Annotated in this window: 25 protein-coding genes and 4 pseudogenes; 8 read left to right on the forward strand and 21 right to left on the reverse strand. The window is 63.8% G+C overall.

From position 1 onward, the window contains the following. Positions 1-2 precede the first annotated feature (2 nt). Positions 3-1,289, reverse strand: coding sequence for an MFS transporter (locus tag OKW26_RS03565; protein ID WP_429352697.1), 1,287 nt, complete (start codon positions 1,287-1,289; stop codon positions 3-5). Between the two features lie 154 nt (positions 1,290-1,443). After that, positions 1,444-2,664 carry a pyridoxal-phosphate-dependent aminotransferase family protein gene (locus OKW26_RS03570; RefSeq protein WP_429352698.1) on the reverse strand — a complete coding sequence of 407 codons (1,221 nt, stop codon included), beginning with the start codon at positions 2,662-2,664 and terminating at the stop codon, positions 1,444-1,446. Positions 2,665-2,834: 170 nt separating this feature from the next. On the opposite strand from OKW26_RS03570, the gene OKW26_RS03575 reads away from it, so the two are divergent. Next, positions 2,835-3,566, forward strand: coding sequence for a GntR family transcriptional regulator (locus OKW26_RS03575; RefSeq protein WP_429352699.1), 732 nt, complete (start codon positions 2,835-2,837; stop codon positions 3,564-3,566). 393 nt (positions 3,567-3,959) lie between these two features. Here OKW26_RS03575 and OKW26_RS03580 read toward each other — a convergent pair. The 5 genes and pseudogenes from OKW26_RS03580 to OKW26_RS03600 form a co-directional block, all read right to left on the reverse strand. Further along, a pseudogene (locus OKW26_RS03580) lies at positions 3,960-4,328 on the reverse strand (MFS transporter); the annotation flags it as partial. Continuing rightward, a pseudogene (locus OKW26_RS03585) lies at positions 4,303-5,223 on the reverse strand (LysR family transcriptional regulator); the annotation flags it as partial. The pseudogenes OKW26_RS03580 and OKW26_RS03585, both read right to left, overlap by 26 nt. Before the next feature lie 21 nt (positions 5,224-5,244). Continuing rightward, on the reverse strand, positions 5,245-5,553 hold the full coding sequence (locus tag OKW26_RS03590; RefSeq protein WP_184057637.1) for a type II toxin-antitoxin system RelE/ParE family toxin: 309 nt from the start codon (positions 5,551-5,553) through the stop codon (positions 5,245-5,247). Then, positions 5,550-5,834: a YlcI/YnfO family protein gene (locus OKW26_RS03595; protein ID WP_090808191.1), complete on the reverse strand. Its 285-nt coding sequence runs from the start codon at positions 5,832-5,834 to the stop codon at positions 5,550-5,552. The genes OKW26_RS03590 and OKW26_RS03595 overlap by 4 nt, the downstream gene beginning before the upstream one ends. A gap of 67 nt (positions 5,835-5,901) precedes the next feature. Beyond that, complete coding sequence (locus OKW26_RS03600; protein ID WP_429352700.1) at positions 5,902-6,543, reverse strand: HD domain-containing protein; 642 nt, start codon at positions 6,541-6,543, stop codon at positions 5,902-5,904. A gap of 263 nt (positions 6,544-6,806) precedes the next feature. Here OKW26_RS03600 and OKW26_RS03605 point away from each other — a divergent pair, with 263 nt between their 5' ends. Together OKW26_RS03605 and OKW26_RS03610 are read left to right on the forward strand one after the other, a co-directional pair. Further along, on the forward strand, positions 6,807-7,769 hold the full coding sequence (locus tag OKW26_RS03605) for a GlxA family transcriptional regulator (protein ID WP_429352701.1): 963 nt from the start codon (positions 6,807-6,809) through the stop codon (positions 7,767-7,769). 53 nt (positions 7,770-7,822) lie between these two features. Continuing rightward, on the forward strand, positions 7,823-8,581 hold the full coding sequence (locus OKW26_RS03610) for an SDR family oxidoreductase (RefSeq protein ID WP_429352702.1): 759 nt from the start codon (positions 7,823-7,825) through the stop codon (positions 8,579-8,581). 543 nt (positions 8,582-9,124) lie between these two features. On the opposite strand, the gene OKW26_RS03615 is transcribed toward OKW26_RS03610, so the two are convergent. Further along, on the reverse strand, positions 9,125-9,400 hold the full coding sequence (locus OKW26_RS03615; RefSeq protein WP_429352703.1) for a hypothetical protein: 276 nt from the start codon (positions 9,398-9,400) through the stop codon (positions 9,125-9,127). A gap of 352 nt (positions 9,401-9,752) precedes the next feature. Between OKW26_RS03615 and OKW26_RS03620 the strand changes: the two genes are divergently transcribed. The 3 genes from OKW26_RS03620 (at position 9,753) to OKW26_RS03630 (ending at position 12,694) form a co-directional block, all read left to right on the forward strand. Beyond that, the gene (locus tag OKW26_RS03620) at positions 9,753-10,133 is read left to right on the forward strand and encodes a BON domain-containing protein (RefSeq protein ID WP_429352704.1); all 381 of its coding nucleotides are present in this window, start codon (positions 9,753-9,755) and stop codon (positions 10,131-10,133) included. A 733-nt stretch (positions 10,134-10,866) separates the two neighbouring features. Then, positions 10,867-11,001, forward strand: a complete 135-nt coding sequence (locus OKW26_RS03625; protein ID WP_018424053.1) for a hypothetical protein — start codon at positions 10,867-10,869, stop codon at positions 10,999-11,001. Between the two features lie 46 nt (positions 11,002-11,047). Further along, positions 11,048-12,694 (forward strand): NRAMP family divalent metal transporter, encoded by a 1,647-nt coding sequence (locus tag OKW26_RS03630; protein ID WP_429352705.1) that lies wholly within the window; start codon positions 11,048-11,050, stop codon positions 12,692-12,694. Positions 12,695-12,813: 119 nt separating this feature from the next. Here the strand turns inward: OKW26_RS03630 and OKW26_RS03635 are convergent. Next, a pseudogene (locus tag OKW26_RS03635) lies at positions 12,814-12,942 on the reverse strand (4-hydroxyphenylacetate 3-monooxygenase reductase subunit); the annotation flags it as partial. Between OKW26_RS03635 and OKW26_RS03640 the strand changes: the two are divergent. Then, positions 12,934-13,263 (forward strand): annotated as a pseudogene (locus OKW26_RS03640) (response regulator transcription factor); the annotation flags it as partial. The pseudogenes OKW26_RS03635 and OKW26_RS03640 sit on opposite strands and share 9 nt — an antisense overlap. Before the next feature lie 28 nt (positions 13,264-13,291). Here the strand turns inward: OKW26_RS03640 and OKW26_RS03645 are convergent. From OKW26_RS03645 to OKW26_RS03670, 6 genes are read right to left on the reverse strand one after another with little or no spacing between them, the layout of a single operon-like run. After that, positions 13,292-14,035, reverse strand: coding sequence for an SDR family NAD(P)-dependent oxidoreductase (locus OKW26_RS03645; RefSeq protein WP_429352706.1), 744 nt, complete (start codon positions 14,033-14,035; stop codon positions 13,292-13,294). A 22-nt stretch (positions 14,036-14,057) separates the two neighbouring features. Next, a complete protein-coding gene (locus tag OKW26_RS03650) occupies positions 14,058-15,200 on the reverse strand; it encodes an amidase (RefSeq protein ID WP_429352707.1) in 1,143 nt (380 codons plus the stop codon). Further along, positions 15,197-15,715 carry a nuclear transport factor 2 family protein gene (locus tag OKW26_RS03655; RefSeq protein ID WP_429354168.1) on the reverse strand — a complete coding sequence of 173 codons (519 nt, stop codon included), beginning with the start codon at positions 15,713-15,715 and terminating at the stop codon, positions 15,197-15,199. Before OKW26_RS03655 ends, OKW26_RS03650 begins: the two co-directional genes overlap by 4 nt. Before the next feature lie 4 nt (positions 15,716-15,719). Beyond that, complete coding sequence (locus OKW26_RS03660) at positions 15,720-16,097, reverse strand: hypothetical protein (RefSeq protein ID WP_429352708.1); 378 nt, start codon at positions 16,095-16,097, stop codon at positions 15,720-15,722. Positions 16,098-16,150: 53 nt separating this feature from the next. Continuing rightward, on the reverse strand, positions 16,151-16,651 hold the full coding sequence (locus tag OKW26_RS03665; protein WP_184037869.1) for an aromatic-ring-hydroxylating dioxygenase subunit beta: 501 nt from the start codon (positions 16,649-16,651) through the stop codon (positions 16,151-16,153). Beyond that, entirely contained in the window at positions 16,648-17,931 is a 1,284-nt protein-coding gene (locus tag OKW26_RS03670) for an aromatic ring-hydroxylating oxygenase subunit alpha (protein ID WP_429352709.1), read from the reverse strand. Before OKW26_RS03670 ends, OKW26_RS03665 begins: the two co-directional genes overlap by 4 nt. A 175-nt stretch (positions 17,932-18,106) precedes the next feature. On the opposite strand from OKW26_RS03670, the gene OKW26_RS03675 reads away from it, so the two are divergent. Further along, positions 18,107-19,027, forward strand: coding sequence for a LysR family transcriptional regulator (locus OKW26_RS03675; protein WP_090808172.1), 921 nt, complete (start codon positions 18,107-18,109; stop codon positions 19,025-19,027). Between the two features lie 15 nt (positions 19,028-19,042). Here the strand turns inward: OKW26_RS03675 and OKW26_RS03680 are convergent, their stop codons facing one another. The 6 genes from OKW26_RS03680 to OKW26_RS03705 all read right to left on the reverse strand — a co-directional run bounded on the left by OKW26_RS03680 (position 19,043) and on the right by OKW26_RS03705 (position 25,207). Next, positions 19,043-20,011: a PDR/VanB family oxidoreductase gene (locus OKW26_RS03680; protein ID WP_429352710.1), complete on the reverse strand. Its 969-nt coding sequence runs from the start codon at positions 20,009-20,011 to the stop codon at positions 19,043-19,045. A 120-nt stretch (positions 20,012-20,131) separates the two neighbouring features. After that, on the reverse strand, positions 20,132-20,602 hold the full coding sequence (locus tag OKW26_RS03685) for a hypothetical protein (RefSeq protein ID WP_429352711.1): 471 nt from the start codon (positions 20,600-20,602) through the stop codon (positions 20,132-20,134). Between the two features lie 70 nt (positions 20,603-20,672). Next, positions 20,673-21,449, reverse strand: coding sequence for an enoyl-CoA hydratase (locus OKW26_RS03690; RefSeq protein ID WP_429352712.1), 777 nt, complete (start codon positions 21,447-21,449; stop codon positions 20,673-20,675). Further along, positions 21,446-22,654 carry a CaiB/BaiF CoA transferase family protein gene (locus tag OKW26_RS03695; protein ID WP_184057660.1) on the reverse strand — a complete coding sequence of 403 codons (1,209 nt, stop codon included), beginning with the start codon at positions 22,652-22,654 and terminating at the stop codon, positions 21,446-21,448. The genes OKW26_RS03690 and OKW26_RS03695 overlap by 4 nt, the downstream gene beginning before the upstream one ends. Positions 22,655-22,860: 206 nt before the next feature. Next, the gene (locus tag OKW26_RS03700) at positions 22,861-23,763 is read right to left on the reverse strand and encodes a LysR family transcriptional regulator (protein WP_429352713.1); all 903 of its coding nucleotides are present in this window, start codon (positions 23,761-23,763) and stop codon (positions 22,861-22,863) included. A 136-nt stretch (positions 23,764-23,899) separates the two neighbouring features. Continuing rightward, the gene (locus OKW26_RS03705) at positions 23,900-25,207 is read right to left on the reverse strand and encodes an MFS transporter (RefSeq protein WP_429352714.1); all 1,308 of its coding nucleotides are present in this window, start codon (positions 25,205-25,207) and stop codon (positions 23,900-23,902) included. Positions 25,208-25,285: the final 78 nt, after the last annotated feature.

The following is a 25,285-nucleotide window of genomic DNA, read 5'->3' on the forward strand; positions in this document are numbered from 1 at the left end:
TTTTACACGCCCATCCGGGTGGAAACGTGCGCCTTCTCAGACGCGCCAACTTCGAAGCGGCTCTCGGGCTGCATGCGGAACGCGAGCACGACGCCGATGCCCATCAGCAACATGCTGCCCACGAACGGCAGATCCCAGTTGCCAAAGCGGTCGATCAGAAAGCCGCCCATCACCGGCGAGATGATCGCGGCGAGCGCCGAACCCGTGTTCATCATGCCGCTCGCGGTGCCGGAGAAGTCCGGCGCGATATCCATCGGAATCGCCCACATCGGGCCGATCGTCATCTCGGCGAAGAAGAAGCCCGACGCGAGACAGGCAATCGACAGCGTCAGGTCATGCGTGAACATCAGAGGAATCAGCGACAGCAGGCAGAACAGCATGCACACCGACACCATCCAGCTGCGCGCGCGTTTGAGGCTGCCGGTGCGCTTGAAGATCGCATCGGTGACGATGCCGCCGAGCGTGTCGCCGATCACGCCGGCGAAGAACACGACCGACGCGAAGATCGCCGACTTCTTCAATTGCAGATGGTGGTTATGCAGGAAGTACAGCGGAATCCAGCTCAGGAACAGCCACAGCGTCCAGCCGTAGCAGAAGTAGACGATGGTGACCGGCGTCATGCGGCGAAACAGCTTGCCCCACGGCAGGCCGGAGACTTTCGGCTTCGGCGTGGGCAGCACCGCGAGTTCCTCGGGCGTGATGCGCGGATGATCTTTCGGATGCTCGGTGAACGTGACCGCCCACGTGACCACCCACACCAGACTCAGCGCGCCGCAGATAAAGAACGATTCGCGCCAGCCCCAGTTGGTCATCACGATCACGATGAGCGCCGGCGCGACCGCGTTGCCGACTCGCGACGCCGCGTGCGTGATGCCCTGCGCGAAGCCGCGCTTTTCTTTCGCGACCCAGCGCGACATCGCCGACGTTGCGGCCGGGAACGTCGCGCCTTCACCGAAACCGAGCACGAGCCGCGCGGCGAGCAACGAAGCGAGCCCGCCCGCGAAGCCCGTGAGCACCGTCGCGAGACCCCAGATGGCGCCGCAGAACAGCAGCGTGCGTCGCGCGCCGAAGCGATCGCTGACCCAGCCGCCGATCACCTGAAACAGCAGATACGGATACGCGAAGGCCGAGAACACCAGCCCGACCTGCGTATGCGTGAGATTGAATTCCTTGCCGAAACCCGCCGCCGCGGTGCTGACGTTCACGCGATCGAGGTACGTGATGAAGTACATGATGCAGAGCATCACTAGAACGATACTGGTCGCACTGGTCAAACGAAACCGCTTCATCGTCTCTCTCCATGGCATGTGTCGACGGCGCGCCTGAAGTGGCGCGCTGCATCGTCGCCCGTCGGCCGCGAGAGCCGCTATGGACGCATTGCATGTTGTTCTGGCCGCGTTCTGCGCGCGGCTCGATGAGGGAAGCGCTCCCTGCGCCCGACAATCAGGCCGCGGCCTTCAATCCCGACGTCTTCGGTGCCTGGCTCAGCCACTCCATCGCGGCCGGCATGCCGCTTTCCTTGAGCGGCACGCCAGCAAGCCGCAGACCCATTTCGCAGCCAGCCAGTGTCGCGAGCAGCATCAGATCGTTGCAATCGCCAAGATGGCCGATGCGGAACATGCGGCCTTTCATCTTGCCGAGGCCCGTGCCGAGCGACATGTCGAAGCGTTCGTAGATCAGCTTGCGCACCGCGTCGGCATCGACACCGTCGGGCATCATCACGCCCGTCAGCACCGGGCTATAGACGGCGGGATCGGCGCACTGGATTTCGAGCCCCCACGCGCGCACCGCACGGCGCGTCGCTTCGGCAAGCCGCTCGTGGCGCGCGAACACGTTGTCCAGCCCTTCGCCGAGAATCATTTCGATCGCTTCATGCAGCCCGTACAGCAGGTTCGTGTTCGGCGTGTACGGCCAGTAGCCGGATTTGTTCATCTCGACGATTTCCGCCCAGTCCCAGAAGCTGCGCGGCAGCTTCGCGTGCTGGCTGGCGGCCATCGCCTTCGGCGAGATCGCGTTGAAGCTGATGCCCGGCGGGAGCATCAAGCCCTTTTGCGAGCCCGACACGGTCACGTCGACACCCCATTCGTCATGACGATAATCAGCGCACGCGAGACCGGAGATCGTGTCGACGAGCAGCAGCGCCGGATGGCCCGCGGCGTCGATCGCGCGACGCACGGCGGCGATGTCGGACGTGACGCCGGTCGAGGTTTCGTTGTGCACGACGCAGACCGCCTTGATCGCATGCTGCGTGTCGGCGCGCAGACGCTCTTCGATCATCTGCGGCTGCACGCCGCGCCGCCAGCCTTCGATGCCTGGCAGCCCCAGGAATTCGGGCTTCAGGCCGAGGTGCTCGGCCATTTTTTTCCACAACGTCGCGAAGTGGCCGGTCTCGAACATCAGCACGTGATCGCCGGGGCTCAGCGTATTCGACAATGCGGCTTCCCATGCGCCCGTGCCGGACGCCGGATAGATGACGACCGGCTGCTGCGTCTTGAAGATCTTCTTGATGCCGTCGAGCACCTTGAGACCCAGCTCGCCGAATTCGGGTCCGCGATGGTCGATGGTCGGATAGCTCATCGCGCGAAGGATGCGATCCGGCACCGGACTCGGCCCCGGAATCTGCAGGAAGTGACGGCCAGCGGGATGAAAATCTAGCTTCAGCATCAGAGTCCTCCAATTGAATTTTGCATGCAAAAAACTATATCAGATGAACCGTGACGCTCCCAAGACGAAAATTGGCCTCTAAGGCCCGTGTTTACCCGCGTGTGCGCATGGATTAACTAATCGATATGGTTCCGATAAAATCCAATCCATGTGAAGCTGAGGATTTTTGTATGCAAAATTCGGATCTCGACGCGGGTCTGACCGCTGCCCCGCTGATGCCGAAGGTCGAGCGTCAGCGCCTGCACGACACGGTGGTGGAGCACATCCGCCGCTTTATCGTCGAGGGAGCGCTGGAGCCCGGCAAGAAACTGAACGAGCGGGAGTTGTGCGAAACGCTCGGCATTTCGCGCACGCCGCTGCGCGAGGCGCTGAAGGTGCTGGCTGCCGAAGGTCTGATCGAGATTTCGCCGAACCGGGGCGCGTCGGTATCGAAGATGTCGGAAGCGGAGGTGCGTGAGACCTTCGAGCTAATGAGCGGCCTCGAAGCGTTTTCCGGCGAACTCGCGGCCGAGCGCATCACCGCGGCCGAACTCGCAGAGATCAAGGCGCTGCATTACGCGATGCTGGCGTGCCGCGCGCAGAACGATCTGCCGGGCTACTACAGTCGCAACCAGGCGATCCACGACAAGATCAACGAAGCGGCGAGAAATTCGGCGCTGCGGCAGACGTATGTGTCGGTCAACCGGCGGCTGCAGGCGCTGCGCTTTCGCTCGAACTATCAGACGCCGAAGTGGGACCGCGCGATTCACGATCACGATGAAATGCTGAAGGCGCTCGAGGCTCGCGACGGCAAGAAGCTCAGCGCGATTTTGCGGCAGCATCTGCTCGATAAGCGGGATGCGGTTTTGCAGGTGCAGTTGCAGGAGGAGGTGGTCGCTTCGGCCTCCGGGTTGAAGGCGTGATGCGGACAACTGATGCCGAATCCCGCTCCTCGCCACTCCGTCGGCAACAAAACTTGTCCACCTAAATTGTTGGCAAGCCTGTGGACAACCTTCGCACAGCGAGCTTAAGTGCTTGAAGCATGAGAACTATCCGCGCGCGGTGCACGCGTAGGCAGTGAGCGTCGCTATGGAGTCCGTGATACTGCCGAGTGGGCTTCGCAAGGATGCCGTTTCACTCGCGCCGACCTCGAAGTCCAGTTGTCCACATAATTTGGGAACAAGCTTGTGGACAACCTGCGCACAGGCCTGCCAAGTGTTTGATACGGCAGGCCTATCGTACGCGGATGCGGGAGCGGGCAGCGGCGCGGCACCTCACGCGATGCAAGCCAACGGCCGCGCCCTCCACCCTCGATTTCACTGCCTCGTTTCACGACTGCGCAACGACTCCGGCAATCCATACAGCACGATCAGCGCGCACACCACGCTCATCGCGCCGATCACATACAGCGCCGGCGTCGTGCTGCCGGTCAGATCCTTCACACGTCCGACCATCACCGGGCTCACGATCCCGCCGAGTTGCCCGAGCGTGTTGATCGACGCGGTACCGCCCGCGACCACGCCCGCGCTCATCACGGCAAGCGCGACCACCAGCAAGGTGGTCTGCTTGTCGAAGAATCCCGCGGCGAAGAAGCCGAGCGCCGACATCAACAGCAGCCCGAACACGAACTTGCGCCGCTCGCCGCTTGCGTCCGACAGGCGCCCGACCACCACCATGCACCGTGCGCAGATGATCGAACAGCAGCCGGCTCACCGGCGATAACGCATCGACGTCGCGCGCGACGAGCACGAGGCTGCGCTCGGCCCAATCGTCGTCGAGCGGCATGCCGACGAGGCCGAGCGGGCGGCCCATCAGTTGATACACCTTTTGCGGCAGCACGCCGACGCCCATGCCAACCTGCACCATCCGGCACACCGCATCGAAGCCCGGCACGTGGATGCGCAGGCGCAGCGGCTTGCCGGCCTGGCGCGCCGCGAGGTGGGTGCGCGCGTTGATCGAGCTCGCCGAATGCAGGCCGACGTGATCGCCATCGAGCGTTTCGGCGAACGCGATGCTCGTGCGTGCCGCGAGCGGATGATCGTCGCGCATCACGATCACGAGCGAATCGCGTCGGTAGTGCTCGACGTGCAGCTCGCGCGTATCGGCGTCGCCCGAACAGATGCCGAGATCGGCGAGGCTTTCGTCGATGGCTTTGACGACGCTGCCGCTCGGCCGCTCCTCGAGATCGACCTTCACGCGCTCGTGCAGCGACTGGAACGCGCGCAGATCTTCAGGCAGAAATTCGACGATCACCGACAGGTTCGCCATCATCCGCACATAGCCGAGCACGCCGCTAGCATGACCGGCCAGTTCGATGCCGATGCTCTCGATGTCGCGCAGCACCCGGCGCGCGTGATGCAACAGCGTTTCGCCGGCCGGCGTCAGTGTCATGCCGCGCGCGTTGCGCTGGAATAGCGACGCGCCGACCGCCTGTTCGAGTTCGACCAGCCGCTTGCTGGCGGCCGACACGGCGATCGCCTCGCGCTCGGCGGCACGCGTGAGCGTACCTTCTCCGAAGCCGGCGAGAAAGAGCTGCAGCGTGGTGAGGTCGAGCTTGCGGAGAAGGTTTTTGATGACCATGGCGCGGCGACGAAAGTTCGGTCAGTGATAATCATCCTCTAGCTGATGGCGCACCGCCAGCACGGTCACGGTTTGGTTGTCGTCGATCTCGAACAGCGCGACGTAGCCCGCGCGACCGAATGGGATCAGCAGCTCGCGCAAAAACGGCGTATCGCGCTGAACCTTTCGGCAAGTGAACGGCGATGTGCGCAGCGTGGCGATACCATCGCGGATGGCTTGCAACGCGCGTTCGGCGAGCGGGAAATCCCCGTCGTCCCGCTCGAGGATGAAATCGTACAGTCTCTGCAGGTCCGCCGCCGCTGCGCGTGTGAAACGAACCTGATACGTCATCGGTGCTTCTTCGCGCGGGCCTTCGTTTTTGCTTCGCGGAGCCGCGTTTCGAGACCGGCGAGCACGTCGTCGGCCGATACGTAGTCGCCGCTTTGCTTCGCTTCAGCACGCGACTCGAGCCCTCGCACGACGAATTCACGCACATTCAGGCGCCGCGCGATGTTGTCGCGGATCGCCTGCTCGACGAAACTGGACAGGCTTTCGCCGTCCTGCAGCACGTCCTCGGCCGCGGCCCGCAGCTCGGGCTTGACCCGAACCGACGGGAAAGTAGCGCTTTTCATCGTTCTCTCCATGCATCGCATTAGCGATGCATTATCGCGCTACCTCATTTCTGCCGCAAGCAGCCCTTCACGACTTCCACGCCGAACCCAGAATCATCGTGCAGAAATTCTCGCGATGATAATGCGGGTCTTTCAGCGCGAGCACGTCGGCCTTCACGTTGCCGAACGTCGTGTGCGGCTTGTGTATCGTGCCGTGCGCGAACGCATCGATGATACCTTCCTTGAAGTGCGCGCCGCGCGGATGCGCATGCGTGACTTCCTCCCGTTGCTGTTCGCTGAATTCGTCATAGGCGAGGCCGAGCACGTCCATTTCGACACCCGCCGTGACGAGCGCGATCACCGGCTTCATATGCTGCGGAATGCCTGGTGTCGTGTGCAGCGCGATCGCGGTCCACACCTGCTCGATCTCGTCCTCGCCGATTCGACGCCGCCGCAGAAATTCACGCGCGGCATTCGCGCCGTCGACTTCGAAGCGCTCCTGCTCGCTGCTGTATGGCGCGACGAGGCCCATGTCGTGAAACATCGCGCCGATGTACAGCAGTTCGGGGTCGAACTTCAGCTGCTTGCGTTGCCCGGCCAGCGCGCCGAACAGAAACACGCGCCGCGAGTGGTGATACAGCAACTCCGTTTCGGTGTCGCGCACGAGCTCGGTGGCTTCACGCGCCATCATGCTGTCGGGAATCTGGATACCTGCGATCGTCGTAGTCATGCGGCGTACTCCTTCATATGCGAACGTGAATGTGAAAGTAATCCACCGGACGCGCGCCGCGGCTTCAGAGCGCGTTTTGGTATGCTGGTCCGCGCCGTGATGTCAATGCCTGTCGCCTGCCTGTGAGACCGCGCGTCCGACCGATCCAGTATTGGCCAGCGCGGCGCCGCGAACAATTGCCGCGAGCCGTTGAACACTGCCAAACGCACAGCGTTGACTGCCGCGGCGTGCCCTTCACGTTCCCCGTCAGAGGAAGTCATCCGATGCCCACCGTCGCGATCGCGATCTTCCCAGGAGTGCAGGCACTCGACGTCGCCGGTCCCGTCGACGTGTTCTCCGAAGCAAACCGCTTCGTCGCGCCCACGCGGCACTACGAGGTCAAGCTGCTGGCCGCGGACCCGGCGCCGCTGCGCGCATCGAACGGGATGACGCTGGTGGCGGACGCGACCTTCGAGCAGTCGCGCGAACCGTTCGATCTCGCGCTCGTCGCCGGCGGCCCCGCGCTACCGCACAACGAAGTGCCGGACGCGCGCCTGCTCGACTGGCTCGCCAACGTCGCGACACGTTGCGCCCGCTACGGCTCGATCTGCACCGGCGCTTTCGCGCTCGGTCACGCTGGCCTGCTCGATGGGCGCCACGTGACGACGCACTGGCAACACGCCGCGCAACTCGCCGCGCAGTTTCCGCGCGCGCGGGTCGACTTCGATCGCATCTATCTGCGCGACGGGCCGCTGGTCACCTCTGCGGGCGTGACGGCCGGCATCGATCTGTCGCTCGCGCTGGTGGCCGAGGATCACGGTCCGCATACCGCGCTCGCGGTCGCCAAGCGGCTCGTCGTGTTCGCGCAGCGGCAAGGCGGTCAGTCGCAATTCAGCCCCTATCTGACCGCGCCCGCCGACGACACCTCGCCCGCCGCGAAAGTGCAGGCGCACGTGATGGCGCGTATCCATGACAGCTTCACCGTCAAGCAGCTCGCCGACGTCGCGGGCATGAGCGCGCGTAACTTCGCGCGCGTGTTCGTGCACGAAACCGGCGTGACGCCGCATGAATTCGTCGAACGCGCGCGCGTGGATGCCGCACGCAAGCTGCTCGAAAGCAGCGCCGCGGCGCTGAAGACGATCGCCTACGATTGCGGCTTCGGCACCGCCGACCGCATGCGCACCGTGTTTACGAAGCGGCTTGGCGTGACGCCGATGCAGTATCGCGAGCGCTTTCGCCCGGTGTGAATACGGCGTGAGAAAATCGTCGACTTTGCACGTCAACGATCACCAAGAACGACATGACCTCCTCTTCTCCGATTCGCGCGATCGTCACCGGCCATACGCGCGGCCTGGGCGCGGCGCTCGCCGAACAACTGCTCGCGCGCAACGTCACGGTGCTGGGTCTGTCGCGCTCGCGGCATGGCGCGCTGAAGGCGCGCTTTGCCGCGCGGCTCGAAGAGATCGAGCTGCCGCTGGCCGAGCCCGCACGCGTCGCGCAATGGATCGCCACCGACGCACTGAGCAACTTCGTGCGCGGCGCGCAGACGGTGCTGCTGATCAACAACGCGGGCATGATGCAGCCGGTCGGTCCCATCGAAGGACAGGACGCCGCGAGCGTCGCGGACGCGGTGAGCCTGAACGTCGCGACGCCGCTGATGCTCGCGAGCGCGCTCGCCGCCGCGGCCGTCGACGCAACCGACCGCCGCATCGTGCATATTTCGAGCGGCGCGGCGCGCAACGCGTATCCGGGCTGGAGCATCTACTGCGCAACCAAGGCCGCGCTCGATCATCACGCGCGCGCCGTCGCGCTCGACGCGAATCGCGCGCTGCGCATCTGCAGCCTCGCGCCGGGTGTGATCGATACGGACATGCAGGCGCAAATTCGCGGTAGCGGCGAAGAGCAGTTCCCGATGCGCCAGCGCTTCGACGAGCTGAAGCGCAACGGCCAACTGTCGACGCCCGAGCAATGCGCGGCGCAGCTGATCGACTATGCGCTCAGCGATGCGTTCGGGCAGACGCCGGTCGCGGACATTCGCGAGATCGCGAAATCGGCCTGAACGGGCTATTGCTGTCGGGTATTTGCGCTCCCGAAAATCCTCACCTCAAGCACGGAGCAGTGGCGGATCGGCGTCGGCTACCGTCGTCGTTTCTCCCGAAAAGCCTCACCTTTGAGGTGAAAAGAGGACTCGAGGAGGCATTTCAGCGAGCGCATTGCGGCGCTCACACACCGCTCCCGAAATCCCTCACCTTTGATCGAACGCAGCCGGATCGCTTCGCCGATGCCGGCCGCTTACGCGGCAGATCGCCTGGACATTCAACGACTTACGTTACACAGCCGGCGCACGGTCACCGCGACGGATGCCATGATTAGCGACTGCATGAAGCGCGTTTTGTGCGTCGCACGACGGGCCGTCGCCCGATACAGCATCGACGGCTCCCGAATATCCTCACCTATGGCTGACCGGCATAAATGCGCGCATTCCCGCGAGCCTCTTGCCGCGCGGTTTGTGCCGTTCCTGGCCCGGCCGGTTAGTTGCAAAAGAACCGCCCGCGCGCGACTCCCGAAAGTCCTCACCTTTGACGCGATGCACGCGTCACATTCATTCGATCGGCACGTTCTTCAGCCCATGCACCGCGACGACGTTCTTCATCGCGTCGACGACCGCCGTTCTAACCTGCACGGGCAGATGGCCGCAAAATTCGTCGTCGTTCTGATCGTCCAATTGCGCGAGTTCGGGGACGAACGCCTGTGCGGCATCGCTTAACGCGATCAGATGATTGCGACGGTCTTCGTCGACCGTCTCGGGTTCGAGCAGCGCCTTCGTCTCTTGTGCGCGCCGCCTTCGCCGGCTTCCGGCCAGACGGTCTGACCGCATGACGCCTCCGACGGAAACGTTGCATCGACGTGGGCGAACCTGACGAAAAGGAAGCAAGGTTGGGAATGCGATATTAGTTTCTCAGGAAAGCATTCGCAATTTGTAGCGCCGTCCGGGCGACTCCCGAATTCCCTCACCTTCAATTTTGAAGTGCGCGTACAGGTGCGCATATTCTCACCTCGGCGGCTCCCGAATCTTCTCACCTATCAGTATCGACGCGTGCGCCGCAGAATATAATCGGGGCCGACGGTCGATGACTCGTCGCGAGGCGGTAGTGCGTTGCACCGCCTCTTCCCCGCTGGCAGCACGCGGCTCGAACGGCAGTTCCTGACAAACCGGCAAAGGAGGAAGAATGAAAACAAACGGCGCGAGCAGAATCCTCGGTGCAATGTTCGCGGTGGCCATCGCGACTTGCGCGACCTGTGCAAACGCACAGACGCGCGAGATGCCGAACGATGCGTCGATGCAAAGCCAGTCGGTCCCAGCGGCTTCAAACCGGAACAACAACCGGTCCGACAGCGCAATCGTCCGCGACGTCCGCCGCGCTTTCACGCGCACCACGAACCTCAATTCGGCGAACATCCGTGTCGAAGCGCGTCACGGCGTCGTTACGCTGACCGGCACCGTGCCGCGGCAATCGCAAATCGCGCGAGCCGGCAACGCCGCGCGATCGGTTCGCGGCGTCAGAAGCGTGCATAACCGGCTGACCGAGCGACGGCGCGCCAATCAGTGAGCACGGCGTGGTGGCATCGGCCGGACGGATCGGTGCCGCCTGTTCGACCTCCCCCCTAAATCGGCCTCGACCCACATGTCATTCAAAGTGCCCACCGTCGCGCGCCGCACATTTTTTCTGCTCTGCTTAAGAAACAGGTTGACCTCGGCGGAAGGCGAACCCTAGAATTCAAAAATCATCACCGATGGGGCTCGTGCCTTGGACACCTGCAGTAGCCGACTTTCGAACAGATTCGCTGCCTGACCGGCAGGACGTCCGCGCTCTCTTCATTAGCCGCCGTCTTGCCAGTTGGCAGACGGTGCGCGCCGCAGTTTCTTCCCGTGCACCTAAAGTAACGTCGTATCCGCATGACAGGAACGCCGCGTTCACGCGCGTTCCCGCGCCGATACGGCGTCGCATCGCGAGCCTTGCGCTTGCGGTCGCGTTTGCGCGTGCGTTGTCAGTCAACGCAAACAGTTCAACGCAATGCGCGCGAACGCGTGGATAAACACATGCGTAGCGAACGTGTGTAGCGAGCGTGCGTAGCGAACGCTTCAGACGCTCGAACGCAGTCCCCGCTACACACCGACAAGGAGCCGCCATGCCCGACAGTGACAGTTATCCCTTATGCCGCTTCCCCGTTCTATCAACTGAGGAAAGCGAGTAGACCTCCACCGCCGCGCCCGGACGTACGCGGCCTCCGTGTCTGCTGGCTTTCCACCAGCGCGTCGAAACCGGCGCACGGAGATCCCTCATGCAATTCGGCCTCCTTCTTTCGCAGTTCCCGCGTGTGCAGGAATCGCGCGCCCATTACGACGGCATGCTCGTGCTACACGCACCGCATCCGTTCATCGCCTTCTGCCGTCGCGTGATGTCGCGCGTGGCATAGCGTTTCGCGATCCGACCTTCGACAAATACAACCAGGAGAGAACGACATGTCTACTCCGACGAACATTTCCTCCGCGCGCAGCGCCGTGCTCGATTCGGCACACGTCGGCGATATCAAGGGCGCGCTCGGCACGATCGCTCACCATGACATCGCGCCACGCACGAGCTGGTGGGCGCGCCTGCGCACGCTGCTCGCGATCCTCGGCCCCGGTCTGATCGTGATGGTCGGCGACAACGACGCGGGCGCATTCGGCATCTACACGCAGGCCGGCCAGAACTACGGCACTACGTTGCTGTGGACCATGCTGTTGCTGGTGCCGGTGCTGTTCGTCAATCAGGAGATGGTGTTGCGGCTCGGTGCGGTCACAGGCGTGGGCCACGCGCGGCTTATTTTCGAGCGCTTCGGCAAGTTCTGGGGCGCGTTCAGCGTCGTCGATCTGTTCCTGCTGAACGCGCTAACCATCGTGACGGAATTCATCGGCATCACGTTCGTGCTCGACTTCTTCGGCGTCTCGAAGATCGCGGGCGTGTGTATCGCCGCGGCACTGACGATGGCCGCCGTCAGCACCGGCGACTTCCGCCGCTTCGAGCGTTTCGCGGTCGCGCTGTGCGTATTGAGCCTGCTGCTCGTGCCGGTGCTCGTGTCGATTCATCCGCCGGTCGGCCAGATCGCGCGCGACTTCTTCATTCCGAACTGGCCCGCGCACTCGAAGCTGTCCGACGTGATGCTGCTCGTAATCGGCATCGTCGGCACGACGGTTGCTCCGTGGCAGCTGTTCTTCCAGCAGAGCTATGTGGTCGACAAGCGCATCACGCCGCGCTTCATGAACTACGAAAAAGCCGACCTGTGGATCGGCATCGTGTTCGTACTGATCGGCGCGGTCGCGATGATCTCGTTCAGCGCGGCGTTGTTCGACGGACGGCCCGGGTTCGGCAACTTCACGGACGCGGGCGGTGTGATCGCCGGTCTCGAGAGATACGCGGGGCGTACCTCGGCCGTGCTGTTCGCGATCGCGCTGTTCGACGCGTGCGTGATCGGCGCGGCGGCTGTGTCGCTATCGACCGCCTATGCGATCGGCGACGTGTTCAAGATCCGCCATTCGCTGCACCGTAGCGTGTCGGATGCGAAGGGCTTCTACGTCGTGTACTTCGCGATCGTCGCGGCCGCCGCGGCATTGGTGCTGATTCCAGGCAGCCCGCTCGGTCTGCTGACAGAAGCGGTGCAGACGCTCGCCGGGGTACTGCTGCCGAGCGCGACCGTGTTCCTGCTGCTGCTGTGCAACGATCGCGCGGTGCTCGGTCCGTGGGCCAATTCGAAGAAGCTCAATCTGTTTACCGGCGCGGTGATCTGGGTGCTCGTGATGCTGTCGATCGTCCTGACCGCGTCGGTGATCTATCCGGACATCGCGGCGGAAACGATCATCGAAGTCCTGGCGGGCGGCACGTTGCTCGCGGTCGTCGGGTATGTGGCGAGCTTCGGGATGCGCAAGCTGCGCGGCGAGTCCGCGGCCGAGCCGGCTCCGGTCTATGCGAAGGACGCGTGCAACACGTGGCGCATGCCGCCGCTCGACGAACTCCCGCCGCCGCGTCTGACGCTCGCCAAACGCGTATGGATGGGCGTGCTGCGCGGCTATCTGCTGCTCGCGATCGCGCTCGTGATCGTCAAGGTCGTGCAGATGGCGTTGCTGAAGTAGTGCGAATGGTGAGGAGTTCCAGGAGGTCCGGGCAATGGTGAGGTTTTACGGGAGCCATGTCCGGAGCGACAACGTAAGCGCTGCCGGAGCCCGAGCTGGCCGGCAGCGCTTCAAATGACTCATTGCCCCTTCCACGCGCGCGGCACCCGGAGAAAATTCCGGTCGAAGTAAATCAGGCTGTCGCCGTCGGCGCGCACGCGAATCTGCGTGGTCTTCACGAACATGACCGAGTGCGAGCCGACTTCGTCGAGAAGCCGTACAACTCGCAGCAGATGCTCAAGCGCATTCAACGCGCGATGAAACTCGCGTCCCAGCGTCACGCGAAACACATGCGCCAACTCGAACTGCGTGAGCGGATCAACTCGCTCACGTCGCGCGAGAAGGAAGTGCTGCACGGTTTGATCGAGGGGAAGCCGAGCAAGGTCATTGCGGCGGACCTGTCGATCAGTGTGAAAACCGTGGACGTGCATCGCGCGAGCATCAGGGAAAAGCTCGGCGCTTCGTCTACTCCGACCCTCGTGCGCGGCGTGCCCGAAGTATGGAGCCCGCCGGACGAGCGGCCGGAATGACCCGGCCGCCTCGGCCCTTGCAGACGCATCAGCGCATGTACAGGCCTCCATTGACGTCCCAGCACGCGCCATTGGCGAAATAAGCGTCACCGGAAGCGAGCATCACCGCGACATCGGCAACATACGACGCGGCCCCGAGCTTGCCGACCGGTATCGCTTCGATCACTTTTGCCAGCTTGTCCGCCGCCACGCTCTCGTGAACGATCGGCAAATCGAGCGGCCCCGGCGAGATCGCGTTGACTGTGACACCGCACGCGGCGAGATCGCGCGCGAAGACCTTGGTCAGCGTCAGCACGCCGCCCTTCGCGGCCGCATAGTGCGCGCCCGTTGCCGAGCCGCCATTCTGCCCCGCCAGCGACGCGATATTGACGATGCGGCCCACGCCGCGCTGCGCGAAGTACTGCCCGAATACCTGGCAGCCGAACAGCACGCTGCGCAGATTCACGTTGATGACCTGATCGAACTGCTCGGCGGTAATGTCCATCACGGGCACGACCTTCGAGGCGCCCGCATTGTTGACGAGCGCGTCCACGCCGCCCCAACGTTCGAGCAACGCGTCGCGCGCCGCTTCGAAGTCCGCCTTGCGCGTGACGTCGAGCCGGATTGCGCAGGCGCTCGAGCCGTCGCTGCTGAGTTCATGCGCGAGCGCTTGCGCGGGTTCGATCGCGATATCGGCCAGCGCGACCCTGTAGCCTGCCTCGTGAAAACGACGCGCGACAACGGCGCCAAGTCCGCGCGCGGCGCCCGTCACGAGCGCGACTCTGTTCGACATGTTGCTGACTCCTGGATTGCGTTCAGACGGATTGCGCGAGGCGCGCTTCGAGGTGCGCGGCGACCGCGCACACCGTTTCGTCGTCGTTCTTGCGACCGATGATTTGCAGGCCCGCCTTCAGCGTCGAGCGTTCGATCGGAACGGGCAGGCTCAGCGCCGGATGCCCGCTCAGGTTGAACGGCCGGATCAACGACGACATGCCGATCACCGACGTGCCGGCGCGTGCCGCTTCGAGCGTGATCGGCAATGAGGGCAGCGTCGGCAGCACGAGTACGTCGACCCGGTCGAGCGCGCGGTCCACTTCGTCGGTGAAGGTGCGGCGCACGCGTTCCGCCGCGTCGAGATCGGCGGCGCTCGTGGCCGCGGCCGCGCGCAGGCGCGCTTCGATATCGGCGCCGAGCTTGCCGCTTGCCACCAGATGGCCGAATGCGCGCGATGTCTCCGCGTTGATCACCGCGAGGCCGGCCGTGAATGCGTCCTTCAGCGACGCGAGGTCGATCGCTTGCGTGGCGAGTTCGGACTTTCCGACCGCGTCGGCGATTGCTTTGGCGATGTCGTCATCCGCGTCGACTGCGACCATGCCGATGCGCAACTGCGAAACGTCTCGACGCGCATCGTCAGCGCGAAACGAAGGATCGATCGCCGTCATCACGCGAATCAGCGTGTCCGTCTCGCGCGTGAATGGTCCAACGCAGTCGAGTGTCGTGACGCGCGGCGCCACGCCGTGCCGCGACACGCGGCCGAACGTCGGCTTCAGGCCGATAACGCCGCAGCATGCGGCGGGGCCGCGGACCGAGCCACCGGTGTCGGTACCGAGCGCGGCGTCCACGAACTTCTGCCCGACCGCCGACGCGGACCCGCTCGACGATCCGCCCGGAATGCGTGCCGCGTCCTGCGGATTGACCGGCGTGCCGGAAAAGTCGTTGATGCCGGTCATGCCGAACGCGAGTTCGTGCATGTTGGTCTTGCCCGTGACGCGCCAGCCGGCGTCGAGCAAACGCCGCACGACTTCGGCGTGCTCCGATGCAAGCGGTGCGTCGGCAAGCGCGCGGCTTGCCGCTGTCGTCGCGTAGCCGGCGACGTCGATGCTGTCCTTGATCGCGATCGTCGGCGCGTCGGCGCTGTCCGTCGCGCTCAGATCGAATGTCTGCAGAAATGCGCTCATGCCGAAACTCCCTGGGCCGGGTTGACTTGCCACGGTGCATCGAAAAGACGCTCGGTACGGAAATGGCGGATCAGCCATGTCGCGCCCGCATCGTGAGTGGCGGGCACGAAGTCGATTTCGAGGCGCGCCGCGATCAGTTCCGCTTTCGCATCGACATAACCCGAAGCCTGCAACATGATCCAGCGACCCTTCGCCGTGTCGCCGTTCACTTCGATATGCTCCGCAGTCAGAAAGTGGACATTGGTCGCGAAGTGCGGCGTGGGCGGCAGATAACGCTGCAGCATCGCGACGATCTGCGCCGGCCCTTCGAGACGCCCGAACTTGTTCGCGTACTGCGGGCCGATGCCTTCCCAGATCGCGTCTTCGGCGAACAGCGCGGCGAGCGCCTCGCCTTCGAGCGCGCGCATGGGCACATCGCACAGCGCCATGTAGCGTGCGATCGTCTTACGCACCGCGTTCTGTGCTTCTAGCGCTTTGACGCGCGCGAGCAGCGCGTCGATAGCCGGATCGGTCATCGTGTCACGCATGGTTGGCGACCGCTGGCGGCACCGTCAGCGCACGGCCCACGCGCGCCTCGATCTTGCCGTAGCGCCACAGGTTGTAGTCGCCGACCGGCGTCGTCCGATACAGATTGCACACGGCCACCGCGGTATCGAAGTCGGCGACGTCGGCCATGATGTAGAACGTCCACGGCGCGCCATCGGCGTTGCCGACCACGAGCCGATCGTCGTCCATCACGCCCAGCACGCGCACGTTTTCCATCGCTTCGATCGCGTTCAGCAATTTGCCGTACGCTTGCCACACTTCGCCGATCTGTTCGCGCGGCAAGTCGAAGAAGTTCTGCGAGACGCCGCAGCAGAACAGCACACGCAAAGGCAGGTTTCGGTTGTCGCTCATGGGAACGTTCCTTGGTTCGGTTGATAGCCTTCGAGTGTCGGCATGATGACCGGTCAGAGCAGGAAGCCGATCGCGCTCAGCGCATCGGTGGAATCGATCAGGCGGATCACTTTCTCGACGAGACGCGGCTCGCCGCTCGCCATGCTGATCTTGTGCGTCAGATCGGCCGCGAAGATCGTCGACGTGCCCCGCTTGTACGCGATGATGATCTGCGACGACTTCACTTCGACCACGTCCGCGCTATCGCTCGCGAGCGTGAAGCGCGACACCGTGCGCACCGTGCGCGCGGCATCCGACGCGGATGCCGAATAGCCCGACGTCATGCGCTGCACGCGCAGCTCGCGCATGTGCCGATCGTCGTACGCGTAGTTCAGCGTTGCCGCGTAATCGGTCGTGTTCGGATCGATCGGCACCACGTAGTGGCCCGCCGGGTCCCACAACTCGAGCCACTCGCGATAGTCGCGTCGATCGAGCAATTCGGCTTCGCGCCAGATGAACTCGATCGCGCGCGCAAAGGTCTGGTGGGAAAAGAGTGCGTTTCTGTCGTCCATCATGCCTGCTCCATCATTGCGCGCCATTGCCTGTAGGCTTCGCGCATGCCGGTTTCATCGGTTGCGTGGGCGGTTTTCTCGCCGTTCGCGGCGGTCGTTTCGCGATTCAGACCGCGATTGACGAGGATCGGTACGTCCGGTCCCGCATGCGAGCCGCGCTGCACGCGCTCCCACGCTTCGGCGTCGTCGGGACTGCCGAAGCCGAACGGGCCCTGGAAGTGCTCGTGAATGCGCAGGCGCACGCGGTTCGCTTCTTCAGGACCGCCGTCCATCGCGAGCGCGACGTGGCGAATCTCCGTTTCCTCGGCGGAAATCGGCCGCAGCACGCGGAAGAACGCCATCGACAGCGCGAGATTCGGGAACAGGTTCAGGTTGAAGCCGACGCCCATCAGCGAGCGCACGATGCGGCGCACTTCTTCCGGCGGGTGCTTTTGCGCGAGTTGCGCGGCGAGTTCGCTGAAGCGCTCGGGCAGCGGCGCGCCGTCGTCGCGGTCCAGATCGACGATCTCGGGCATCAGCATCGCGAGGCTGTGACCGTTGCCGAGCGAGCGGCAGAACGCCTGGTCGCTCGTCATGAAGCTGGTGATCGCGGCGGCGGTTTCGTCGTCGATCGACTTCATCCACGACTTGTGCACGACCGGGAAGTGGTACAGATCCGTCGTGTTTTCGAGCTGGATCTTCCAGTTGCCCTTGAACTTGAACTTGTGCTCGCCGTTGGCCTTGATCGGATAGCCCGCGCCCTGCTTCATGAACAGGTCGATCCACGGCTTCGCGCCGCCGAGGAAGTCTTCGAGCGGTTCGATCGTTTCGTTGAAGCTCGCGAAAATGAGGCCCTGATAGACGCCCACGCGCAGCTTCTTCAGCGGCAGATCGCCCTTTTCGCATACGCCTTCGTAACCGTCGCCGTACGGCAGAGCGCGCAGCGTGCCGTCGAGCGCATAAGACCAGCTGTGATACGGGCACGTGAAGCCCTTCGCATTGCCCTTGTGCTCTTCGCACACGGTCGCGCCGCGATGCCGGCAGCGGTTTTGCAGTACGTTGACCGCGCCGCTCTTGTCGCGCACGACGATCACCGGCTGCCGGCCGATCGTCGTCGTGATGAAATCGCCGGGCTTCGGCAGCTCGCTGTCATGCGCGACCCAGATCCACGTCTTGTAGAAAATGCGCTCCAGTTCGACTTCGAACAGCTCGGGATCGTAGTACAGGGAAGGCGCGATGCGATCGGCCTCGGCGCGCCTGGCTAAAGCGCTGGTGTCGATGGTTTGATAGGTCGGCGTACTCATCGTATGCGGGGAATAGTTGCGTGGTTGGAATGAAGACGCACATCGACGCGACGAGTCGCGTGCAACACATCAGCGCATCCTCTCGTTGACATCAGTCTCGCTTTGCGACGATCATGCGTCAAATCGATTAAAAACAGGTTGCCGAATAAGTTCGGCTGATATCACAAGAGACGCCATGACCTCCATCGACCACGTCGATCTCAATCTGCTGAGAGTGTTTCAGGCGATCGTCGAGGAGCGCAGCCTGACGAAAGCGGGCGAACGCCTCGCGCTGTCGCAGCCCGCGGTCAGCTACTCGCTCGGCCGTCTGCGCACGATGTTCGACGATCCGCTCTTTATCCGCACGCGCGCGGGTATGCAGCCGACCCCCGTCGCGCTCGAGCTCGCGGAAATCGTCGGCCACGCGCTCGACACCGTGCGTCAGGCGCTGCGTTACGCGGAACGTTTCGATCCGGCGACGAGCACGCGCACGTTTCGTCTGTCGCTATCGGATGCGGGCGAAATGGCCTATCTGCCCGCGCTGTGCGCGGCGCTGCAGAAGTCCGCGCCGCGCGTGAAGCTGGTCGTCGAGCCGTTGCCGGTGGAGGAGATCGAGGAGGCGCTGCGCTCGAGCCGGTTGGACTTCGCGATCGGCAATCTGCCGTCGCTGCTGCCGCGCACGCGGCATAGCCTGCTGTTCGAGGAATCGTATGTGTGCATGACGCGCAAGCGCCGCGACCTGCCGAGCGGTGACACGCTGAAGCTCGAACGGTTTCTGGCCGCGTCGCACATTCAGGTGCGCTCGCTCGAACATAGCCACCATGCGCTCGACGACGCGCTGCGCGCGCAACGCGTCGGCCGCAATATCGCGTTCGCGTTGCCGCACTTCGTCGCGGTGCCTGGCGTGCTGGCCGCGACGGATCTGTTCGCGACGCTGCCCGAACGGCTCGCGCATATCCTCAATCGCGGCGACGCGTTCCGGATCTATGCACTGCCCGTGCCGCTGCCGAAGGCCGCCGTGACGATGCACTGGCACGAGCACTTCCACGAAGACGAAGGCATCGCGTGGATGCGCGGCCTCATCACCGAGATCCTCGCGGGCTTCGAGAAGATGTGATTGCGCGCAGGTGAATCAGAGGTCGAGCACGAGCACGGGAGTGCGCGAGCGCGACACACAGCAGCAGATCACGCTATTGCTCGCGCGCTCGGCCGTGCTCAGGCAGTGATCGCGATGCTCGGGCTCGCCGCTGACCACATCCACCATGCAGGTGCCGCACACGCCTTCGCCGCACGATGTGTCCACCTCGATACCGATCGACGCGAGCGCATCGACAATCGACGTGTTCGCATCGACTCGCACCGTCTGACCGCTACTCGCGAGCTGCACGTCGAAGCTATCGAGCAACGCTTCGGCCACGGGAGCCGGCTCCGCCTTGAAGCGTTCGAGATGAATCGCTTCCGGGGGCAAGCGTTGCTGAGCGCTCGCTACGACAAAATCCATGAACGGCGAGGGACCGCACGTGTAGACATGCGCGTTCGCGCCTGCATCGAGCAGGCACGCATCGAGCGCGGGTTTCAGATCCTCGGGCTGCACGCCGAAATGCAGCTTCACGTGCCGTGCGAACGGCTCGCGCGTGAGCAGCGTCATGAAGGCCGCGTGCGCCTCGCTGCGGGCGAAATAGTGCAGCGTGAAGCGCGCGTGCCGCGCGGCGAGCCGATAAGCCATCGACAGCAACGGCGTAATGCCGATGCCCGCGCCGATCAGGATGTGCTCGTCCGCGCTTTCTTCGAGACGAAAAAGGTTGCGCGGCGCGCCGACCGACAGCTCGGTGCCGACGCTCACCTCTTCATGAAGCGAGCGCGAGCCGCCGCGCGATTGCTCCTCCTTCTTCACCGCGAAAATCTGCGACTCGATACACTCCGGGTCGCCGCACAACGAGTATTGCCGCGTGACGCCCGAAGGACTCGTGACGTCGATATGGGCGCCGGGTTCGTAGCGCTCGAACGGTAGCCCATCGAGCCGCGAAATGCTGAACGAGCGGACCCCGTGTGCTTCTTCGCACAAGGCGTCGACCCGAACCTTCAGGGTTTGCGCTTGCATGATTGCCTTCCGATGTATTCCTGGGGGGACGATATGCCGAGATTAGCGCCCCGCATCGAATAAGCAAAATAGATTAAAAAACCGTGCTTGCATCAATGCGATTTATTTCATGCTGAAGTGTCAAGCGCCCGACAGCGCGTCCTCCTTGCGTTGCGATTCGCTGCGCGGCTGCGTCGCGTCATTCGAAAACGGTATGTTCGGCTTCATGAAGAAGCTCAGCACGATGCCGAAGAGCATCACGCCGATCGACAGTACGAACGTCAGATCCCAGCTGTGCAACCGGTCGGCGACCAACCCGGCGATGACTGGGCTCGCGATCGCCGCAGTGAAGCCGGTGCCGCTCATGATGCCGCTGGCCGTGCCGGAGCGGTCGTAGGCGACGTCCATCGGAATCGCCCACATCGGGCCGACGTTCATTTCGTTGAAGAACATCGCCGCGGCAAGGAAGATCAGCGTATTGCTGAGGCCGAGCTCGCTCTTGAACTGCCCCGCTGCCGTACTGATGTTGACGCGATCCACATAGGTGATGAAATACATCAGGCACAACATCACCAGCACGGTGGTGGTGGCCTTCAGCGACAGGCGTTTCATGTGTCGTCCTCCAGATGCGGTTTATTTTTTGTGGTGAAGCCACGCGACTAGCGCGTGCGATCCGGGACGCTCAGCCTTTCGGCGTTCCCGAGCCGAAGGCCGCGACGGCGTCGCGGAACCGCTGGCTGCCGTACACCTGCTCGACGAGATCCTCGTCTGCGAGGCTTTGATCGATCACGATGCGCCGCAAGCTCTCCTTGACCGCGTGCTGCGTCACGGGCGATAGCGCAACGAGCCGCTCGGCGAGCGCGCACGCCGCGTTGCCGACCTGTTCCTTCGCCGTGACGTCATACACATAGCCGCACGCGTGCGCTTCGGCGGCGCTGAGGAAATCGGAGAGCAGCAGCATCTTCTTCACGCGCGGCACGCCGAATGCCGCCACGAGCCTCGCGAGATTGCGTGACGACAGCGTGTTCGATAACGTCTTTGCGATCGGCGCGCCGAAGCGCGAGCCCTCCGCACAGATGCGGAAGTCACACGCGGTAGCGATGGCGAGTCCGCCACCCACGGCCCAACCGTCGATCGCGGCGACGGTGGGCACCGCAATGCGTTCGACCGCGTCGATCACCTGTTCGACGAGCGCTTCGTATTCGACGCCCTGCGAGCCTGCCGTAAAGTCGCGGAAGTAGTCGATGTCGGTGCCCGAGATAAAGGACTTGCCGCCCGCGCCGCGTAGAACGATGCAACCTACGGTTGCGTCCGCGCGGCATTGGTCGATCAATGCCAGCAAGGTCTCGTACATCGGAATCGACATCGCGTTGTGCCGCTCGGGGCGGTCGATCACGATCTGCGCGACCGACTCCGTCAGACGTTCGAGCCTGACTTTCTCACTCGTCGCTTCGCTCATTTCGCGGCCCCGTTGATCTCTGCGTAAAGCTCGTCGTTGTGCTCGCCCAGCCGCGGCGGATGGCGTCGCACGCGCTGCGGCGTACCGAGCATCTTGACCGGAAAGCCGATGTTCTTGACCTTGCCTTCAACCGGATGGTCGATCTCCATGCACATGCGGCGATACTGCGCATGTTCGCTGCTGAAGGCTTGCGGATACGACAGGATCGGTCCGGCGGGAATGCCCGCGGCCAGCATCGTCTCGATCCATGCCTCGCAGTCGCGCTGGCCGAACGACTTCTCGAGCGATTCGATCAGCGCCTCGCGGTTCTTCAGGCGCAGCGAAACGGTCTCGAACTCGGGATTCGTCAGCAGATCGGTCCGCTCCAGCAGTTCGCAAAGACGCGACCACAGCTTCTGGTTGGTTGCGCCCATCACGAAGTAACCGTCGCGCGCCTTCACGGCCTGATACGGCGCGCTCATCTTGTTGCTGGTGCCAAGCGGCGTCGGCTCGACACCCGTTCCCCAGTAATCCGACATGTCCCAGATCGAGAAGGCCATCGCCGAATCGAACAGAGACGCGTCGATGTGTTGCCCCTGCCCGGTCTTCTGCGCGCCGATATAAGCGGAAAGCACGCCGTACACGGCGAACAGCGCACAGCCGATGTCCGCCACCGGCACGCCGGCCTTCACGGGCTTGCCGCCTTTGTAGCCCGTCACGCTCATGACGCCGGACATCGCCTGCGCCATCAGGTCGAAGCCGGGGCGCTGCGACCACGGGCCGCTCTGACCGAAGCCCGAGATGCTCGCGTAGACGATCTTCGGGTTGATTTCACGGATCGTCTCGTAATCGATCCGCAGCCGCTGAACCACGCCGGGCCGATAATTCTCGACGATCACGTCGGCGGTCCTGGCCAGCTTGTAGAAAAACTCGCGCCCTTCGTCGGTCTTCAGGTCCAGCGCGACCGAGCGCTTGTTGCGGTTCATGTTCAGAAAGCCCATGCTGTCCGGGCCTTTCATCTTGAAGCCCATGGCGCCGCGCGTCTGGTCGCCTTCGAGGGGTTCGACCTTGATGACGTCCGCGCCGAGATCGGCGAGCATCATGCAGGCGAACGGGCCGGCCATCACCTGGCTGACGTCGAGCACACGGATGCCCTGCAGCGGCAACGGCCGGTTGTCCGTATCCGCGTCGTCGCTGGATGGTGTTTGTGCGTGGTTTTGCGTCATGTCGTCCCCTGTTTTTCCTGCCGGGCCGCTGTCGCGCGAAGCGCGTCGCGCGGCCGGCCGTTGCAGCACCGTGTTGGCGTGCGTCAACTGTCGCGCACGCGAGGGTGCCGCCGCAAGAATGCGACGGTCATACCTGGTTTCGCAAAAGACGAAGGGGGTGCTTTGCAGTCGAGGGCGTCGAGCGCAGGAACTGCTGCGCCCGCGCTTCAGCGGCCGGCCACGCGCCGTCCGGCCGTGAGCGCGGCTTCGACGTTGCGCAGCGTCTGCGCCTGCGCATGTCCTTCCACACAAGACAGTACGTAGCTACGTTGATGCCAGTCACCCGCGAGCTCGACGACGCCGAGGCCGTCCTCGGGATGGAAGCTGCGCAGCACGTCGGGCGGCATCAGACCCACGCCGAGCCCGTGGCGCACGACGGCGAGCATCGTGTCGAAACCATTGACCAGATAGTCGCAATCGAAGCGGCGGCCGCGGCTGTGAAACGCGCGCTGCACGGCGGCAAGGATTGCCGAGCCCTTGCCGAGGCTGACGAGCGGAAGCTCGAGCAAGGCGTCGAGCGTGACCGGCTGCGGATCAAGATGGAAATGTGCGCGGCTATAAACGAGCACCAGCCGGTCCTCGCGATAGCGCATTTGCGGCAGATCGAGAAAGCCGCTCTTCTTTTCGTAGATGCCGATGTCGATCATCTTGTCGCGCAACATCTGCTGCACGATGCGGCTGTTCTCTTCGACGATCTTCAGCGAGATGCCCGGATAGGCATTCCGGATCGTGACGATATCCGCGGCGAGAAACTCGATGATCACGGCTTTCGGCGCGCCGATCACGATGCGTCCGTCGAACCCGCTCACGAGTGCCTGCGCCTCGCTCGCGAGCCGGTCCACCAGCGTGTCGACCTGCTGCAGATAGCCGAGCAGCTTGCCACCCGACTCGGTCATTTCCACGCCGTGCGGTACGCGCCTGAAGAGCTTCGTGCCGAGTTGCTCCTCGAGATCCGACACGCGCCGCGACGCCGCCGCCACCGCGAGCCCCAGCCGGTTGGCCGCCCGCGAGATGCTGCCCTCTTCGACCATCGCGACGACGAGACGAACGGTGGTGGTGTCGACTTTCATGCGCTGACATGAGGACCGGGTCTTGGGGGAGTGCCATGTTACCGCACTCCTTTACCTCAGACTGCGCGGCCCAAAGCGAAGCCTTCGCGCGATACACGTCACCGCGCGAAGGCTTGCACGCCAGGCAGGCGAAGCATTACGGCTGACGCGTTTCGTGCGTGAACTTCAGCGTCACGACTGTGATGAGACCGAGCACGATGAGGAACACGGCAACCGGCCAGTAGGCCTGGTAGTGCGCGAGCAGCGCGGTCGCGATCAGCGGCGACAGGCCGCCCGCGAAGATCGACGCGACTTCGTGACCGAGCGCCACGCCGGAATAGCGGACTTCGGTGCTGAACAGTTCGCCGACGAGCGCTGGCAGCGTGCCGATCATCGCGCCGTGGCAGACGGCCGTGCCGAGCAAAAGCGCGAGCCAGATCAGCGGCGTGGACTGCGTGTTGAGCAGCCAGAAGAACGGAAACGCCATCACCACGAGCGACACCGCGCCGATCATATACACCGGCTTGCGCCCGATGCGGTCCGACAGCTTGCCCCACGCGAGCATCGCGCCCATTTCGACCACCATCGCGAGCATCACGCCGGTCAGCATCACCGAATTCGAAATGCCGACGAACTTGCCGTACACGAGCGAGAACGCGAGAAAGATATAGGCGCCGCCGTTTTCCGCGACCCGCAGACCCATCGCCATCAGGATCTCTTTCGGGTGACGCTTGATCGCTTCGAGCACCGGCATATGCGCGGTCTTGCCGGCTTTCTCCGCGTTCTCGAAGTCGCGGCTCTCCGGCAGGTTGTGACGGATGTACACGCCGAGCGCGAAAATCACGATGCTCGCGAGAAACGGCAGACGCCATCCCCATGACATGAACTGATCGTGCGGCAGCGCTTGCACCGCGAGGAACGCGCCCGCCGACAGCACGAAGCCGCCGCCCACGCCGAGCTGACTCCACGCCGCGAAATAGCCGCGTTTTTCGGGCGGAGCGTTCTCGCTGATCATCAGCACGCCGCCGCCCCATTCGCCACCTGATGCGATACCTTGCAGCAAGCGCAAGCCCGCGAGCGCCGCGGGGGCCGCCAGACCGACGTGCTCATAGGTCGGCAACAGCCCGATGCCGAAGGTCGCAAAGCCCATGATCAGCAGCGTCCAGACGAGCGACGCGCGGCGTCCATAGCGGTCGCCGATATGCCCGAACACGATGCCGCCCAGCGGACGCGCGACGAAGCCGATCGCAAACGCGGCAAACGCCCCGATCGTGCCGATCAACGGGTCCGCGTGCGCGGGAAAGAACAGTTGCCCGAGCACGAGCGCAGCCGCGGTGCCGTACACGAAAAAGTCGTACCACTCCATCGCGTTGCCGGCCACCGACGCAATGATGATTTTCCTGAGTGCGCGATCCGACTCTGCTGTGGCGCGCCCGGCCGCGATCGGGGATTGAACGGAGGACATGTCTGCTCGCATCTGAATTGGGGGGATGGCGGCCTTTCAGAAAAGGCTTCGCACGATACGCAGTGTCGAGGCGACAGA

It is taken from the genome of Paraburkholderia sp. 32, from assembly GCF_050435345.1.
Taxonomy (GTDB): Bacteria; Pseudomonadota; Gammaproteobacteria; order Burkholderiales; family Burkholderiaceae; genus Paraburkholderia; species Paraburkholderia tuberum.